Origin of the sequence: Pseudosulfitobacter pseudonitzschiae (genome assembly GCF_002222635.1) — a bacterium.
Classification (GTDB): Bacteria; Pseudomonadota; Alphaproteobacteria; order Rhodobacterales; family Rhodobacteraceae; genus Pseudosulfitobacter; species Pseudosulfitobacter pseudonitzschiae_A.
In genome coordinates, this window is the sequence record NZ_CP022415.1 from 3,328,632 (window position 1) to 3,343,184 (window position 14,553).

The following is a 14,553-nucleotide window of genomic DNA, read 5'->3' on the forward strand; positions in this document are numbered from 1 at the left end:
GCCGGAAGGGGTAAAATCCAGTCATGAGTGGACAAAAAACCGTGACGCCCAGTGCAGACAGCCTTGTTGCGTCGATTAAAGCGGCAAAAACACGCGGTTTGCCGCCCGTGGATAAGTGGGATCCCGCCTTTTGCGGCGATCTGGACATGCAGATCAAACGCGATGGCACATGGTTTTATCAGGGCACGCCAATCGGGCGACCCGGGCTGGTTAAAATGTTCGCATCGATTCTGAAGCGTGAAGGTGATCGTTATTTTCTGGTCACCCCCGTCGAAAAGGTAGGGATCACTGTCGAGGATGCGCCGTTTCTGGCCGTCGATTTTGACGTGGAAGGCAAAGGCAAGGATCAGGAACTGACCTTTGTCACTAAAACCGACGATGTCACCGTTGCAGGCCCCGACACACCCATCCGCGTCGAACGCGATGCCGACACCGGCGAGCCGTCGCCCTATGTCCTTGTGCGCCGCAATCTTGAGGCCTTGATTGATCGCAAGAGTTTTTACCGTCTGGTGGATATCGGTACGCATCATGACGGCTGGTTTGGCGTTTGGTCCAAAGGGGCGTTCTTTGGCATCATTCCGTCTGACGAATTGCCCTGAAACTGCGCGTTTAGCACTTGGCGCGCCGTGCGCGGTGCGGCAGATTGCAGCTATGCCCAGATTTGCCGCAAACCTTACACATCTTTGGCCCGACCTGCCGTTCCTTGATCGCTTTGACGCAGCAGGAGAGGCAGGATTCAAGGCGGTTGAAGTGCTGTTTCCCTACGACTTTCCCGCGGGTGACATTCAGCAAGCCCTGCGGCGAAACGCGCTTGAGATGATTTTGATCAACGCGCCACCACCGAATTACACTGGTGGTGATCGTGGATTTTCCGCGATTGCAGGACGTGAAGAACGGTTTGCACATGACATGCGCCGCGCCACACGGTTTGCGCAGGCACTGGGCGTGTCGTTCATTCACGTGATGGCGGGCGTGGCGCAGGGGGATACGGCCCGAGCCACGATGGTGGAAAACCTGAAACGGGCCTGCGATCTGGCCCCCAAGGGGCTGACCCTGACATTAGAGCCGTTGTGCCCTGCCTCGGCGCCCGGCTATTTTTTGAACAACTTTGACCTTGCCGCAGGGATCATCGAAGAGGTCGGCGCCGACAATCTGGCGCTGCAATGGGACAGCTACCACGCCCAAGAGATCACTGGCGACGCGCTGGCGTCCTTTGCGGCACTGCGCCCGATGATCCGCCACATCCAGATCGGCGACGCTCCGGATCGTGGCCCGCCGGGGGCGGGTACGGTCGATTTTGCGACGCTATTCCGTGCCATTGACGACAGCGGCTATGACGGTTGGGTGTCGGCGGAATACACGCCGGGCGGGCCGACCGGTAAAACACTGGACTGGATGCGGTTGGGCTGAAACGACGCTGCCATTTGTGCGTGCCTGTCTGCGAGATTTTGAACAACACAAGGCTGGACCCGCGCCGCAGGCCGTGGGAAATTCCCGCCCGTATCACCAAGAGGTCTGCCAATGATTCCCGCCCGCTATGCCCACATCGTCTTTGGTTTTGTCCTTAGCGGAATGATGTCTCTGATTGTCTCGGGCATCAGCATGTTGCGCGCAACCGAGGTCTGGGACGGCTTCTTTGGCATCTGGATGGGTGCATGGCTGACCAGCTGGGCCGTGGCCTTTCCAGTAGTGTTGTTCGTGGCCCCGTTGGCACGGCGGATGGTGATGCGGATTACCCTACCGGGCTAAGGCGCTAGTGCGCCTCGGCCCAGTTTGCACCTTTGCCCGCGTCCACTGTCAGTTTCACATCCAGTTTAACAACCGGATCTGCGGCGTTTTCCATAACGTCGCGCGCGGCGTCGATCAGTGCGTCTTCTGATCCGTTTTCGACCTCGAACAGCAGTTCGTCATGCACCTGCAACAACATCGTGGCGGGAATATCGGCGATCGCCGCAGGCATCCGGATCATCGCACGGCGGATCACATCGGCGGCGGTGCCCTGAATCGGCGCGTTGATTGCAGCGCGGGCGGCGAAACCGGCACGCGGGCCTTTGCTGGCGATCTCGGGCGTATGGATTTTGCGACCGAACAGCGTTTGGACAAAGCCGTGCTCTTTGGCAAAAGCTTTGGTGTCATCCATATACGTGCGGATGCCGGGGAAGCGTTCGAAATAGCGGTCGATGAACCCCTGCGCCTCGGCCCGCGGAATGCGCAGATTGCGCGCCAGACCAAAGCCCGAGATGCCGTAAATGACGCCAAAGTTGATCGCCTTGGCCTGACGGCGGATGTCGGGGGTCATGTCATCAAGCGAGACGTTGAACATTTCGGAAGCCGTCAGTGCGTGAATGTCGATGCCATCGGCAAAGGCCTGTTTCAGCTCGGGAATGTCCGCGATATGCGCCAAAATCCGCAGCTCGATCTGGGAATAGTCCAGCGCAACCAGGGTCTTGCCCTGTTCGGCCACGAATGCTTCGCGGATGCGGCGCCCCTCTTCGCTGCGGATCGGGATGTTTTGCAGGTTCGGATCGGTCGAGGCCAACCGCCCCGTCGACGCGCCCGCGATGGAATAGGACGTGTGAACGCGCCCCGTGTCGGGATTGATGTGATCCTGCAACGCATCGGTATAGGTCGATTTCAGCTTGCTCAACTGCCGCCAGTCCAGAATGCGGCGGGGGAAATCGTGGATGGTGGCAAGGTCTTCCAGAATGTCGGCACCGGTGGAATATTTGCCGTTGGTGCCCTTCTTGCCGCCCTCCAGCCCCATGTCTTCGAACAGGACTTCGCCGACCTGCGCAGGCGATCCAACATTGAATTTGCGGCCTGCCAGTTGGTAAATCTCGTCTTCCAGCCCCGCCATTTTCTGCGCAAAGGCATTGGACATGCGCGACAGCGTATCACGGTCGACCTTGATGCCCGACCGCTCCATCGCGGCCAGAACGGGCACCAGCGGACGTTCCAGCGTTTCATAAACTGTCGTTACCCCGACGCGGTGCAGTTGCGGTTTCAGCGTTTGCCACAGACGCAGGGTAATATCGGCATCTTCGGCGGCATAGGCCACGGCCTTGTCCAGCGGCACACGATCAAAGGTGATCGCGGATTTGCCACTGCCCAGCAGCGGTTTGATCGGGATCGGTGTGTGGCCCAAATAACGTTCCGACAGCGCATCCATGCCGTGATTGTGCAGGCCCGCGTGCATCGCATAGGACAGCAGCATCGTGTCGTCGATCGGGGCCACGGTGATGCCAAGCCGTGCAAAAATCTTGGCGTCATATTTCATGTTCTGCCCGATCTTCAGAACCGCAGGATCTTCAAGCACGGGCGTCAGCATTTCAAGACACTGTTCCAGCGGCATCTGTCCCTCGGCCAGCGCGTCCGAGCCGAACAGATCGTCGGTGCCGCTGTCTTTGTGGATCAACGGAATATAACAGGCTTGTCCGGCGTCCACGCACAGCGAAATGCCCACCAGTTCGGCAACCATTTCATCCAGACCGGTGGTTTCGGTGTCCACGGCAACCCAGCCGCGCTCGCGGATGCGGTCGATCCAGACTTGCAGACCGGCGGCATCGCGGACGTGCTCATAGGCGTCGGGGTCGAAGGGCACAGCCTCCATTTCGGGTATGTCGGCGGGTGCAGGGGTCTTGTCCTCGATCACCGGAGCTTCGACGTGCAGCGCCTCGGCGATGCGCTTGGACAGGGTGCGGAATTCCATCTCGGCCAGAAAGCCCAGCAAGCGATCGGGATCGGGCTCGCGCACTTCCAGATCGTCCAGCGTAAAGTCCAGAGGGGTGTTTTCGTCCAGTTGCACCAGATCACGGCTCAGGCGGATCTGGTCGGCGTGGTCGATCAGAGTCTGACGGCGCTTGGGCTGCTTGATTTCTGACGCGCGGGCCAGCAGCGTGTCCAGATCACCGAATTCGTTGATCAGCAGCGCGGCGGTCTTGATCCCGATGCCGGGTGCGCCGGGCACGTTGTCGACACTGTCGCCGGCCAGCGCCTGCACGTCCACGACGCGGTCGGGAAAGACGCCGAATTTCTCGAACACACCATCACGGTCGATGCTTCTGTTCTTCATTGCATCCAGCATTTCAACGCCGTCGCCGACCAGTTGCATCAGGTCCTTGTCGCTGCTGATAATCGTGCAACGCCCCCCTGCGGCGCGGGCCTGTACGGCCAGCGTGGCGATGATGTCGTCGGCCTCGAAACCTTCTTTTTCTTTGCAGGCGATGTTGAACGCCTCGGTTGCGGTACGGGTCAGCGGAATTTGTGGGCGCAGGTCTTCGGGCATCGCTTCGCGGTTGGCTTTGTACTGGTCGAACATCTCGTTGCGGAAGGTGTGGCTGCCTTTGTCAAAGATCACGGCAACATGGGTCACATCGCCGCCAGCGTTCCCCTCGACATAGCGTTGCAACATATTGCAAAACCCCGCGACGGCACCAATTGGCAGCCCGTCAGACTTGCGCGTCAGCGGCGGCAGCGCATGGTAGGCGCGAAAGATAAACGCCGAGCCGTCGATCAGGTGCAGGTGGCACCCTTTTCCGAATTTTCCTGACATGAGATCCTCGCTGCTGGCTTTGGCAGTCTTGTGCCACAGGCAAGCCACAGCTTCCAGATGGCGCGCTTGTTGCGCGTGGAATTAGTTCGGGCTTTGCCCTGTCTTCCCGCAGTATTCTCGCCCGGAGAAGCGGCGGGCCGCCGTTTCAGCTTCATCTTGCCAAATAAACTCAAATCCCACAGGTGCCACGCATGGCTCAGCCAGCCGACTGATACAACCGGTGCGACAGGCTGACCGACAGGGGTAAGGGGGTCCACCGGCCAAAGCGCAGACCTGCGGCCCGCACCATTTCGCCGATCCAGACATTGCAGGTGCGAAAGGCGTTAAAATGACCAGTGGCCGGATAGAACAGATCGGTGGCGGTAAAGCCGGAGTTGGCCAGTGGGGCGTCGCCACGGACAGTTGCGCGCAGAGCAGTCAGGAACCGTGCGTATTGGGTATCGGTCATGGCAAAGCTGCGCAGGTCCAGCGTGGCGGGCACTGCGCCGACCACATCCAGCCGTAGGACCGAGGTGTCGCCGGTCAGCCCGTTCCATGCGGCGCGGGCGGTCACGTCGCCATAGTTTCCGACTGTGGTGTAAAAATCATGCGCGCCCCAGCCGATCAGCAGGTTTTGCGCACCGTTCATATCCATCATCAGCGCCGCGTCGGGCAGGTCCGCAAAGGTTGTGCGCGTCATGTCGTCCAGCGGCAAAATGAAATCGTAATGAATGGGCCCCGCAATCAACAGAACCTGATGGTTGGGCGTGCCGGTGTCTGCGGTGCGTCCTGACGGGACCAATGCGCCGACAATTGCCGCGCAGGGATAGCTTAAGATCAGGACAATCAGCGCAACGAACAGCCGTTTCAGCTGTCGGCCCTGTGGTCTGCGTGGACGTATTTGCAATCGCAATAGGGACATTCGACCCAGCCTTGATCCATCGGGATCTGCAACCAGACACGCGGATGGCCCAGCGCCCCTTCCGAGCCGTCACAGGCCACGCGGTATTGTTCGACGATTTTGGTCTCGGGGGCTTGCAGGGTCATGGGCGTCCTCATCGGTCCGATAGTCGCGCCTTTATGGGCCGGAAGAACACCCCCATGCAAGGGGGATCAGGCCCTGCCGAGCCGCGCGGTGTGGTATGCACCGGTCTGTTTTCTACGCAAATCAGGTCTCTAAGCGCCAAGGCACGGTCCAATTCCGCCAATCCGGCTCAAAACGGTTCACCCTGACGGTGTGCTGCGTTAGAACGCCACAAAATGGTCATAAAGGTCGCGCTGCATCATGTCCCCAAAACCCGTTGTTCTGTGCATTCTTGATGGCTGGGGTCTGCGTGAGGACTCTGCCGGAAATGCCCCTATGCTGGCAAAAACGCCGACGTTCGACCGGATTTTGGCGACTTGCCCCAACGCGAGGTTGATCACCCACGGCCCCGATGTGGGGCTGCCGTCCGGACAGATGGGCAATTCAGAGGTGGGGCATACCAATATCGGAGCAGGCCGCGTGGTTGCGATGGACCTTGGCCAGATTGATCTGGCGATCGAGGACGGTTCCTTTTTTGAAAACGGGGCATTGAAGGCGTTTATTAGCGCGGTCAAAGGTGCGGGTGGTACGGCGCATCTGATGGGTGTTGTGTCGGATGGCGGGGTGCATGGCCACCTGATTCATATGATTGCAGCCGCCCAAGCCTGTGCCGATGCGGGCCTGACCGTAAAAATCCACGCGTTGACTGATGGCCGCGACGTGGCGCCAAAGTCCGCCCAAGGGTATTTCCGGACATTGACCAAAGCGCTGCCCGCAGGGGCAAGTATTGCAACCGTCACGGGTCGCTATTTTGCGATGGACCGTGACAATCGCTGGGACCGTGTGCAAAAGGCGTTTGATGCCATTGTACATGCCAAAGGCAATGCCGCCACTGATGCACAAGAGGCCGTAGCACAGGCCTATGCTGCTGATACCACAGATGAATTTATCCCTGCCACCGTGATTGGCGATTATGAGGGCGCACAGGATGGCGACGGTGTGTTCTGTCTGAACTTTCGCGCCGACCGCGCGCGCGAAATCATGGCGGCGATCGGCGCGCCGGATTTCAACGCATTTGAAGCAGGAACGCGGCCCGAGTGGGCGGGGCTGCTGGGGATGGCCGAATATTCGGACCAGCACAGCGCCTATATGCAGACCGCTTACCCCAAACCCGCGATCGTCAACACGCTGGGCGCTTGGGTGGCCCAACACGGGCTGCGCCAGTACCGCATTGCCGAAACCGAGAAATATCCGCATGTGACATTCTTCCTGAATGGCGGCGTCGAGGTGCCTGCGGACGGCGAAGACCGCTACATGCCCAAAAGCCCAGATGTCCCCACCTATGACGTGCAACCCGAGATGTCGTCGGAAGAGGTCACAGCGCATTTGGTGCAGGCGATCGGCGACGGCTATGATCTGATTGTGGTGAATTATGCCAACCCAGATATGGTCGGCCACACAGGTGATCTGGATGCCGCGATTGCCGCCTGCGAAGCGGTGGATCGCGGGCTGGCGCAGGTTGTGGCCGCACTTGAAGCCGTGGGCGGTGCGATGATCGTGACGGCGGATCACGGAAACTGCGAAGTGATGATCGACCCCGAAACCGGTGGGCCGCACACGGCGCACACGCTGAACCTTGTGCCAGTGGCCGTGGTCGGCGCGCAGGGTGAACTTAGTGATGGTCGGCTGGCCGACCTTGCGCCGACGTTGCTGCATCTGATGGGGTTGGAGCAGCCCGCCGAGATGACGGGGAGCGTTTTGCTGAAATGATCCGCGTGTTTGCCCTTTTGGCTTGTTTCTGGCCAGCGATGCTGGTGGCGCAGGACGGCACGGCACTGGCCCGCAAAGCAGGGGTGCAGTTGCAAGAGGCAGCGGTGCAACTGGACGATGCAGAGAGTGCGCGTGACCGGATCAAGGCGCTGACAGCCACCATTCGGGCCTATGAAACCGGTCTGGCCGCAATGCGCGACGGGCTGCGCCGCGCGTCGTTGCGCGAAACGCAACTGACGCGGCAGCTGGCGGCACGCGACGGTGAAGTTGCGGGCTTTCTGGGCACCTTGCAGACCATCGGGGCCGCGCCCTCGCCCACTTCGTTTTTACATCCTGACGGCCCGACTGGGACCGCACGCGCAGGGATGCTGTTGGCGGAACTGACGCCGGCGTTGAATGCGCGTGCCGCCGGACTGCGTCGCGATCTGGAGGATGTGCAGAACCTGCGCGCGATCCAAACGCAGGCTACCGCGCAGATGCAACAGGGCCTGACCGAAGTCCAAACCGCCCGCACCGCACTGTCACAGGCGATGGCCGAGCGTACCGACCTTCCGCGCCGCTTTACCGAAGATCCGGTGAATACGGCCATTTTGCTCGAATCATCGGAAACTCTGGATGCCTTTGCCACGGGGGTGGCCAATATTGCGCATGACGAAAGCTTGATCAGCCTGCCCGATCTGTCCGCCCGTATCGGCGATCTGCCGCTGCCCGCACGCGGTCTGATCCTGCGCGGCGCAAATGAGGCCGACGCCGCAGGCATCACGCGCCCCGGCATCTTGTTGGGCACACGCCCCGGCGCACTGGTCACCGCACCAACTGCGGCAACAGTGCGCTATCAGGGGCCCCTGCTGGACTTGGGGCAAGTGGTCATTCTGGAACCGCAGCCCGATACGCTGTTCGTTTTCGCAGGGCTGGGTGCGGTCTATGTCGAAACCGGCGAGGTGGTGGCCACCGACGCGCCAATCGGGTTGATGGGTGGACTTTCTGCCGCGACTGAGACAACTGGAATGTCACAGGATGGTGATGCCTCTGGCACTGCCCGTTCAGAAACGCTCTATATAGAAGTAAGGCAAGACAACGTTCCGCAGGACCCGGCTTCGTGGTTCCGCCAAGGTAAGGATGGATAAAGTCTGATGAGAAAATTCGTAATGGCCGCGCTGGGTGGCACATTGGCGGGTGCAATCGCCACGACGCAAATCGCAGGCCCCCTGCTGGCGCAAGAAGCGACCCGCAATTCCAGCGTTTATGAACAGCTTGATCTGTTTGGCGACATTTTTGAACGCATCCGCTCGCAATACGTCGAGGAAGTGGACGCCGCCGAACTGATCGAGGCAGCGATTGACGGGATGCTGACATCGCTTGACCCGCACTCGTCCTATCTGTCACCCGATGACGCCGCCGCCATGCGCGTGCAAACAAGCGGCGAATTCGGCGGGCTGGGCATCGAGGTCACGCAAGAAGAGGGCTTCGTCAAAGTCGTCTCGCCCATCGACGGCACCCCTGCCGCCGAAGCAGGTATCGAAGCGGGTGACATTATCACCCACGTCGATGGCGAAAGCGTTCTGGGTTTGACCCTTGATGCTGCCGTTGAAAAGATGCGTGGGCCAGTTGGCTCCGAGATCATCATCACCGTGGCGCGTGAAGGTGAACAAGAACCCTTTGACGTCTCGATCATCCGCGACACCATCGAATTGCAAGCCGTGCGCGCCAGGGTCCAAGGTGAAACGGTTGTGCTGCGTGTTACCACTTTCAACGACAAAACCTTCCCCAATCTCGAAGAGAAGCTGGTCGAAGAAGTCGAAAAACTGGGTGGCATCGAAAGCGTCAACGGCTTTGTCCTTGATCTGCGTAACAACCCCGGCGGTCTGTTGACTCAAGCGATCAAAGTTTCGGACGCCTTTCTGGAAGAAGGCGAGATTGTGTCGACCCGTGGCCGTGATCCTGCCGATGGCGACCGGTTCAACGCCACACCGGGCGATCTGGCGCAGGGCAAGCCGATTGTCGTGCTGATCAACGGCGGTTCAGCCTCGGCGTCCGAAATCGTGGCCGGTGCGCTAAAAGATCACCGTCGGGCGATCATCGTAGGCACCAAGTCATTTGGCAAAGGGTCGGTTCAGACCATCATGCCGTTGCGGGGCGACGGAGCAATGCGCTTGACCACGGCACGGTACTACACGCCATCGGGCCGGTCTATTCAGGCGCTGGGCGTCAGCCCTGACGTCATTGTGCAACAACCGCGTCGCGAACCCGACACCGAGGAGGAAGACGGCCCACCGCTGTTGCGCTCCGAGGCTGATCTGCGCGGTGCGATCACCAACGACAGTCTGAGCGAAGACGAGATTCGCCAGATCCAGGAAGATCGCGCCAAGGCAGAAGCGGCGGCTGAACTGCGCGAAGAGGACTACCAGTTAGCCTATGCTATCGACATCCTCAAAGGTCTTTCGGCACTGGGTCCGAAAGACTGATAGCCAAAAAGGGGGCGGCGCAGGTGTGCCGCCCTTTTTCCATTCGGTGCGGATGACATTCGGAATTTGCAACGGCTTCCGGTTGCCCGAAATCCACGTTCCGACGCGACGGCGCAGTGGACAGACGCGCCGCAAAATGGTCACACAGGGCCAAATTGCACGAGGAGCACACACTATGGATTTCGACGTCGAAAATCTGACCATCACCCCCCACGATGACGGCGTCGTCGAAGTCACGCTATCGCGCCCCGCCAAACGCAATGCGCTGAACGCCGAGACCATCGAAGAGCTGATCCAGGTGTTTTCGAAGTTGCCCCGCCAAGGTGCTCGCGCGGTTGTTCTGAACGCACAGGGTGATCATTTTTGTGCCGGATTGGATTTGGTTGAACACCACACCGAAAACCGCCGTCCCGAAGATTTTATGCACCTGTGCCTGCGCTGGCACGAAGCATTCAACAAGATGGAATATGGCGGCGTCCCAATCATCGCAGCGCTGAAGGGGGCCGTGGTTGGCGGTGGACTTGAATTGGCGTCAGCCGCCCATGTGCGCGTGATGGACCCGACAACCTATTTCGCCCTGCCCGAAGGCCAGCGTGGTTTGTTCACTGGCGGTGGTGCAACGATTCGCGTGGCCGATCTGGTGGGTAAGGCGCGGATGATCGACATGATGCTGACGGGCCGTGTCTATAAAGAGGACGAGGCCGTGCAGGTGGGGCTTGCCCAATACCGCGTAAAAGACAGCCAAACCAAGGCGCTGGAACTGGCGCGCACCGCAGCACAGAACCCGCCGCTGTCAAATTTTGCAATCTGTTCGGCCATCAGCCACATGCAGAATATGTCGGCACTGGATGCGGCCTATGCTGAAAGCGTGGTGGCCGGCATCGTCAACACCCAAGAAGCCTCGCGCGACCGGCTGGATGCTTTTGCCAAAGGTACAGCGGCGCGCGTGCGCCCGGACTGATCCCGTTTAGGTCGTTTCGACACAATGACGACGGAAGGCGCGCTTGAGCATGTCCAGCTCGGCGCGCAGCAGGTCTATTTCGGCGCGGATGTCGTCGCCCAGCACTTCGCCCGCAATCAGGTGAAAATGCGCCAGCTTGGTGCCGTCTTTGGCGTCGGTGATAACAAAGGTCTGAACTCCTTCGGTGATGGCCTCGGCGGGGATCGGCACTTGCAACAGCCAGTGCCCCTGTTCGTGGTCCTCGGTCAGCTGCACGTTGGCAACTGGTTTATCCAGATTGTGCACGGCCAGTTTCGGCACCTCGGTGCTTTCCGAACTGACGATGCCCTGCCAGATGCCGTTGATGATCTTGGTGCCTGTGACGGTCAGAATGCTCATGAGTTCGGCCTTTCGTTACAGGGCAGCGCGCGGGCGGCGTGAGAATGTAAGGTCGCGCAAAATTACCTGATTCATCTCGGGCCCTTCAAAGATCAGATCGACCCAGACTTTTTCCACCCGTTTTTCGTTCAGGTTGGAATAGGCCAGATCGAATTCAACCACGATGTCTTCTTCATGCAAGGGCAATTCGCGTACGATCTGTTCGGTGTTGGGGCCGTGTTTGATATTGAGCCGAGCGAAGATTTCCAGCGGTTTTTCCATCTCGACGATGCATGACATGCGCACCAAATGCGTCCGACGCAGACCTTCTGCCGCCGCTTCGGGCAGGTCCACCACCAGCGACAGAAATGATCCGTCAAAGCTGAACACGTCCATGCGCAGACCATAGGGCGCGATGTCTTCCTCGCGGGTGTTGCGCAGTTGGCGAAGGGTCAACTCGCTTAGCTTGCAGTCGTGAAACAGGGTCACTTCGCTGCCCAGCATGGATTTTGTCTGAACCGACGACATGCCCGGCCTGTGCAGCGGCCCGCGCCAAAGTTCCGGTCGCCATGCCCAATCCGAATTATGTGGTTTCGCAAACCTGGTCGACCCGATCACCGGCAGCGCCAGACGTTCGTCGGCGGTGTGAATCAACCTGTCGATATGCGCCCGCATCAGCCGTGCGCTGTTACGCAACTGACGCAGGGTGTGCAGGTTCACGTTGCCTGCATTGCGTGCGGCACGCGCCCAGCGGCGCATGGTACGTTTATGCGACAAACGCTCTAGTAAACTGATCTTGTTTTCTGCCACGGGCCGTTTCGCCTCTGGTGCTGCTCTTTCGCTATCTAACGAAAAGCTTTCTATCAAATAAACCGGCAATCGCAGGCGCGGCGCGAATTTCAGCGGTTGTGGTATTTAGTCAGGCGTCGTCGGTGCAATCGCAAGGGCTGTGACAGGGGTCGCTGCACGCACGCGGGTGCGTTGCATCAATTGATCCAGAATACGGCCACCTTCGCTGCCAATTGCGCCGCTGTCGTCGGTCCCGTATATCGCCAAACCGATGCGATGTGGCCCAACCTGACCGGCGCCGCGCCAGTGGGTGGCCGACAGGCCCTTGCGGGCCGGTTCGGTACCCTGAACCTGTAGTAAAACAGTGTCTCTGGTCTCTTTCTTGTCCAGGACAGTGCCATCGGACAGGGCGGCCTGCATCGCTGTAGCAGTGATCGGCGGGGCGTCTGCGGGGGATCTGGTCAGGCTGACGGTGATCAGCCCCAAGGGTGCGCCAAAGGCCCCGTCCGGATCGCCCAGCGTGTCGCAGCGGGCCAGCAGCGCAAAGTCAGCTTTCAGGCTGCGCCGGTCGATACAAAAGCCGTCTGGCGCCACAAGGGTCACGGAACCATTGGCCATCGCTGTTTCGCGCAGCGGCGCGTTTGTCGCGCCGCCGCCCACATCACATCCCGCAAGGGCGATCAGCCCCGCAAGGATGGCACCTTTACAGGTCCCAATATTCATGCCGCTCAAGCTTGGCACCGGGATGGGTGACCGCCCCTTTGTACGTCGCACCGACCAGTTGCGCATACTTCCACAGCGCACCTGCGCCATAGATCGTTTCACGCGGGCCTTTCCAGTTGGCCTTGCGCTCTTCCAGTTCGTCATCGCTTAGCGCCACGTTGATAGTGCCCTCGATGGCGTTGATGGTGATCACATCGCCATCTTTCAGGAACGCAATCGGCCCGCCATGTGCGGCCTCTGGTCCGACGTGACCCACACAGAACCCGCGGGTCGCACCCGAGAAACGACCGTCGGTGATCAGCGCCACCTTTTTGCCCATGCCCTGACCGGACAGGGCTGCGGTGGTCGCCAGCATCTCACGCATACCCGGACCACCCGAAGGGCCCTCGTTGCGGATGACGAACACGTCACCTTCTTCATAGGTGCGTTTCTGTACAGATTCGAACGCATCTTGTTCACATTCGAAGACGCGTGCAGGACCGGTAAAGATCTGGTGCTGGGCTTCCATGCCCGCAACCTTCACGATGGCACCCTCGGGGGCGATGTTGCCCTTGAGGCCGACAACGCCGCCGGTTTTGGTCAGCGGAGTCTCGATCGGATAGATCACCTTGCCGTCTGCTTCGAGGTCGATCTTGTCCAGCTCTTCGCCGATGGAGTAGCCGGTGGCGGTCATGCAATCTTCGTGGATCAAGCCCGCTTTGCGCAGTTCCTTCATCACGACAAAAATGCCGCCTGCCTCGTAGAGGTCTTTGGCCACATATTGGCCGCCCGGTTTTAGGTCGACGAAATAGGGCGTCTCGCGGAAGATGTCGCAGACGTCATCAAGGAAAAAGTCGATGCCTGCCTCGTGTGCCATTGCGGGCAGGTGCAGACCCGCGTTGGTCGACCCGCCGGTGCAGGCCACAACGCGCGCGGCGTTTTCCAACGACTGGCGCGTGACGATGTCACGGGCACGGATGTTTTTCTCGATCAGGTTCATCACCGCTGCACCGGACGCTTCGGCGTATTGGTCGCGGCTTTCGTAGGGTGCAGGCATGCCCGAGGAGTTAGGCAGCGCAAGGCCGATTGCCTCGGACACGCAGGCCATAGTGTTGGCGGTAAACTGGCCACCGCAGGCACCGGCGGACGGGCAGGCGACGCGTTCCAGAACGTCCAGCGCCGCGTCGGACATATCGCCGTTCTGGTGGCGACCAACCGCCTCGAACATATCCTGAACGGTCAGGTCACGGTTGGCGAAATCGGCTGGAACCGCAGGGTTGTTCGGTGCCTTGCCCGGCAGGATCGACCCGCCATAGAGAAAGACCGACGGCACGTTCAGACGGATCATTGCCATCATCATACCCGGAAGCGATTTGTCGCAACCCGCAAGGCCGACCAGCGCGTCATAGCAGTGGCCGCGCATTGTCAGCTCGACTGTGTCGGCAATCGCCTCGCGCGATGCCAGCGACGACCGCATGCCTTCGTGGCCCATGGCGATGCCGTCAGTGACGGTGATCGTGGTGAACTCGCGCGGCGTGCCAAAGGCGGATTTGACGCCCATCTTGACCGCTTGGGCCTGACGGTTCAACGAAATGTTGCAAGGGGCCGCTTCGTTCCAGCAGGTAGCGACACCGACCAGAGGCTGGTGAATCTCCTGCTCGGTCATGCCCATGGCATAATAATATGACCGGTGCGGCGCGCGTTCGGGCCCCTCGGTCACATGACGGCTTGGCAATTTGGATTTGTCGAATTTGCCCTTGAGCATTTTGGCCTCCCGATGATGCGTTGTCTTTGCAATAACGGGCGGCGGTTTAAGGTACAAGATGCAAGGCAGATAAGTAAAACAGGCGCGTGCTGTATGATTGCACAGATGCAAGGCCGCTGACGCACAGCGCCGCAGCTTGATTTAACCTGTTGCGGCACATACTTTTGTCTACTGAATTCCCTCGCGCCC

At 59.9% G+C, this 14,553-nt stretch carries 14 protein-coding genes; 7 read left to right on the forward strand and 7 right to left on the reverse strand.

Annotated features, from left to right (window positions below; translation table 11 throughout):
- Positions 1–23 precede the first annotated feature (23 nt).
- The 3 genes from SULPSESMR1_RS16340 (at position 24) to SULPSESMR1_RS16350 (ending at position 1,749) form a co-directional block, all read left to right on the forward strand.
- Positions 24–599, forward strand: coding sequence for a DUF1285 domain-containing protein (locus SULPSESMR1_RS16340; RefSeq protein WP_089421827.1), 576 nt, complete (start codon positions 24–26; stop codon positions 597–599).
- A 52-nt stretch (positions 600–651) separates the two neighbouring features.
- The gene (locus tag SULPSESMR1_RS16345) at positions 652–1,410 is read left to right on the forward strand and encodes a hydroxypyruvate isomerase family protein (protein ID WP_089421828.1); all 759 of its coding nucleotides are present in this window, start codon (positions 652–654) and stop codon (positions 1,408–1,410) included.
- A 111-nt stretch (positions 1,411–1,521) separates the two neighbouring features.
- Positions 1,522–1,749, forward strand: coding sequence for a DUF2798 domain-containing protein (locus SULPSESMR1_RS16350; protein WP_089421829.1), 228 nt, complete (start codon positions 1,522–1,524; stop codon positions 1,747–1,749).
- Between the two features lie 4 nt (positions 1,750–1,753).
- Here SULPSESMR1_RS16350 and polA read toward each other — a convergent pair whose 3' ends face one another.
- From polA to SULPSESMR1_RS16365, 3 genes are all read right to left on the reverse strand, one after another.
- Positions 1,754–4,552: a DNA polymerase I gene (polA, locus tag SULPSESMR1_RS16355; protein WP_089422374.1), complete on the reverse strand. Its 2,799-nt coding sequence runs from the start codon at positions 4,550–4,552 to the stop codon at positions 1,754–1,756.
- A 196-nt stretch (positions 4,553–4,748) separates the two neighbouring features.
- Positions 4,749–5,453, reverse strand: a complete 705-nt coding sequence (locus SULPSESMR1_RS16360; protein WP_089421830.1) for a DUF2459 domain-containing protein — start codon at positions 5,451–5,453, stop codon at positions 4,749–4,751.
- Positions 5,399–5,578, reverse strand: coding sequence for a zinc-finger domain-containing protein (locus SULPSESMR1_RS16365; RefSeq protein ID WP_089421831.1), 180 nt, complete (start codon positions 5,576–5,578; stop codon positions 5,399–5,401). The genes SULPSESMR1_RS16360 and SULPSESMR1_RS16365 overlap by 55 nt, the downstream gene beginning before the upstream one ends.
- Positions 5,579–5,813: 235 nt before the next feature.
- Between SULPSESMR1_RS16365 and gpmI the strand changes: the two genes are divergently transcribed.
- The 4 genes from gpmI to SULPSESMR1_RS16385 all read left to right on the forward strand — a co-directional run bounded on the left by gpmI (position 5,814) and on the right by SULPSESMR1_RS16385 (position 10,751).
- Positions 5,814–7,325, forward strand: a complete 1,512-nt coding sequence (gene gpmI / locus SULPSESMR1_RS16370; RefSeq protein WP_089421832.1) for a 2,3-bisphosphoglycerate-independent phosphoglycerate mutase — start codon at positions 5,814–5,816, stop codon at positions 7,323–7,325.
- Positions 7,322–8,452, forward strand: a complete 1,131-nt coding sequence (locus SULPSESMR1_RS16375; protein ID WP_089421833.1) for a murein hydrolase activator EnvC family protein — start codon at positions 7,322–7,324, stop codon at positions 8,450–8,452. The genes gpmI and SULPSESMR1_RS16375 overlap by 4 nt, the downstream gene beginning before the upstream one ends.
- A gap of 6 nt (positions 8,453–8,458) precedes the next feature.
- Positions 8,459–9,790, forward strand: a complete 1,332-nt coding sequence (locus SULPSESMR1_RS16380) for a S41 family peptidase (protein ID WP_089421834.1) — start codon at positions 8,459–8,461, stop codon at positions 9,788–9,790.
- Between the two features lie 175 nt (positions 9,791–9,965).
- The gene (locus tag SULPSESMR1_RS16385; protein WP_089421835.1) at positions 9,966–10,751 is read left to right on the forward strand and encodes a crotonase/enoyl-CoA hydratase family protein; all 786 of its coding nucleotides are present in this window, start codon (positions 9,966–9,968) and stop codon (positions 10,749–10,751) included.
- Between the two features lie 6 nt (positions 10,752–10,757).
- On the opposite strand, the gene SULPSESMR1_RS16390 is transcribed toward SULPSESMR1_RS16385, so the two are convergent.
- From SULPSESMR1_RS16390 to ilvD, 4 genes are all read right to left on the reverse strand, one after another.
- Entirely contained in the window at positions 10,758–11,129 is a 372-nt protein-coding gene (locus SULPSESMR1_RS16390) for a hypothetical protein (RefSeq protein WP_089421836.1), read from the reverse strand.
- A gap of 15 nt (positions 11,130–11,144) precedes the next feature.
- Entirely contained in the window at positions 11,145–11,867 is a 723-nt protein-coding gene (locus SULPSESMR1_RS16395; protein WP_089422375.1) for a DUF6478 family protein, read from the reverse strand.
- A gap of 156 nt (positions 11,868–12,023) precedes the next feature.
- Positions 12,024–12,620, reverse strand: a complete 597-nt coding sequence (locus SULPSESMR1_RS16400; protein WP_089421837.1) for a hypothetical protein — start codon at positions 12,618–12,620, stop codon at positions 12,024–12,026.
- On the reverse strand, positions 12,601–14,364 hold the full coding sequence (gene ilvD, locus SULPSESMR1_RS16405; RefSeq protein WP_089421838.1) for a dihydroxy-acid dehydratase: 1,764 nt from the start codon (positions 14,362–14,364) through the stop codon (positions 12,601–12,603). Before ilvD ends, SULPSESMR1_RS16400 begins: the two co-directional genes overlap by 20 nt.
- Positions 14,365–14,553: the final 189 nt, after the last annotated feature.

Coding starts and splice junctions, on each gene's coding strand:
- SULPSESMR1_RS16340 (WP_089421827.1), top strand. CDS start 24: ATGAGTGGACAAAAAACCGTGACGCCCAGTGCAGACAGCCTTGTTGCG.
- SULPSESMR1_RS16345 (WP_089421828.1), top strand. CDS start 652: ATGCCCAGATTTGCCGCAAACCTTACACATCTTTGGCCCGACCTGCCG.
- SULPSESMR1_RS16350 (WP_089421829.1), top strand. CDS start 1,522: ATGATTCCCGCCCGCTATGCCCACATCGTCTTTGGTTTTGTCCTTAGC.
- polA (WP_089422374.1), bottom strand. CDS start 4,552: ATGTCAGGAAAATTCGGAAAAGGGTGCCACCTGCACCTGATCGACGGC.
- SULPSESMR1_RS16360 (WP_089421830.1), bottom strand. CDS start 5,453: ATGTCCCTATTGCGATTGCAAATACGTCCACGCAGACCACAGGGCCGA.
- SULPSESMR1_RS16365 (WP_089421831.1), bottom strand. CDS start 5,578: ATGACCCTGCAAGCCCCCGAGACCAAAATCGTCGAACAATACCGCGTG.
- SULPSESMR1_RS16375 (WP_089421833.1), top strand. CDS start 7,322: ATGATCCGCGTGTTTGCCCTTTTGGCTTGTTTCTGGCCAGCGATGCTG.
- SULPSESMR1_RS16380 (WP_089421834.1), top strand. CDS start 8,459: ATGAGAAAATTCGTAATGGCCGCGCTGGGTGGCACATTGGCGGGTGCA.
- SULPSESMR1_RS16385 (WP_089421835.1), top strand. CDS start 9,966: ATGGATTTCGACGTCGAAAATCTGACCATCACCCCCCACGATGACGGC.
- SULPSESMR1_RS16390 (WP_089421836.1), bottom strand. CDS start 11,129: ATGAGCATTCTGACCGTCACAGGCACCAAGATCATCAACGGCATCTGG.
- SULPSESMR1_RS16395 (WP_089422375.1), bottom strand. CDS start 11,867: ATGCGCCGCTGGGCGCGTGCCGCACGCAATGCAGGCAACGTGAACCTG.
- SULPSESMR1_RS16400 (WP_089421837.1), bottom strand. CDS start 12,620: ATGAATATTGGGACCTGTAAAGGTGCCATCCTTGCGGGGCTGATCGCC.
- ilvD (WP_089421838.1), bottom strand. CDS start 14,364: ATGCTCAAGGGCAAATTCGACAAATCCAAATTGCCAAGCCGTCATGTG.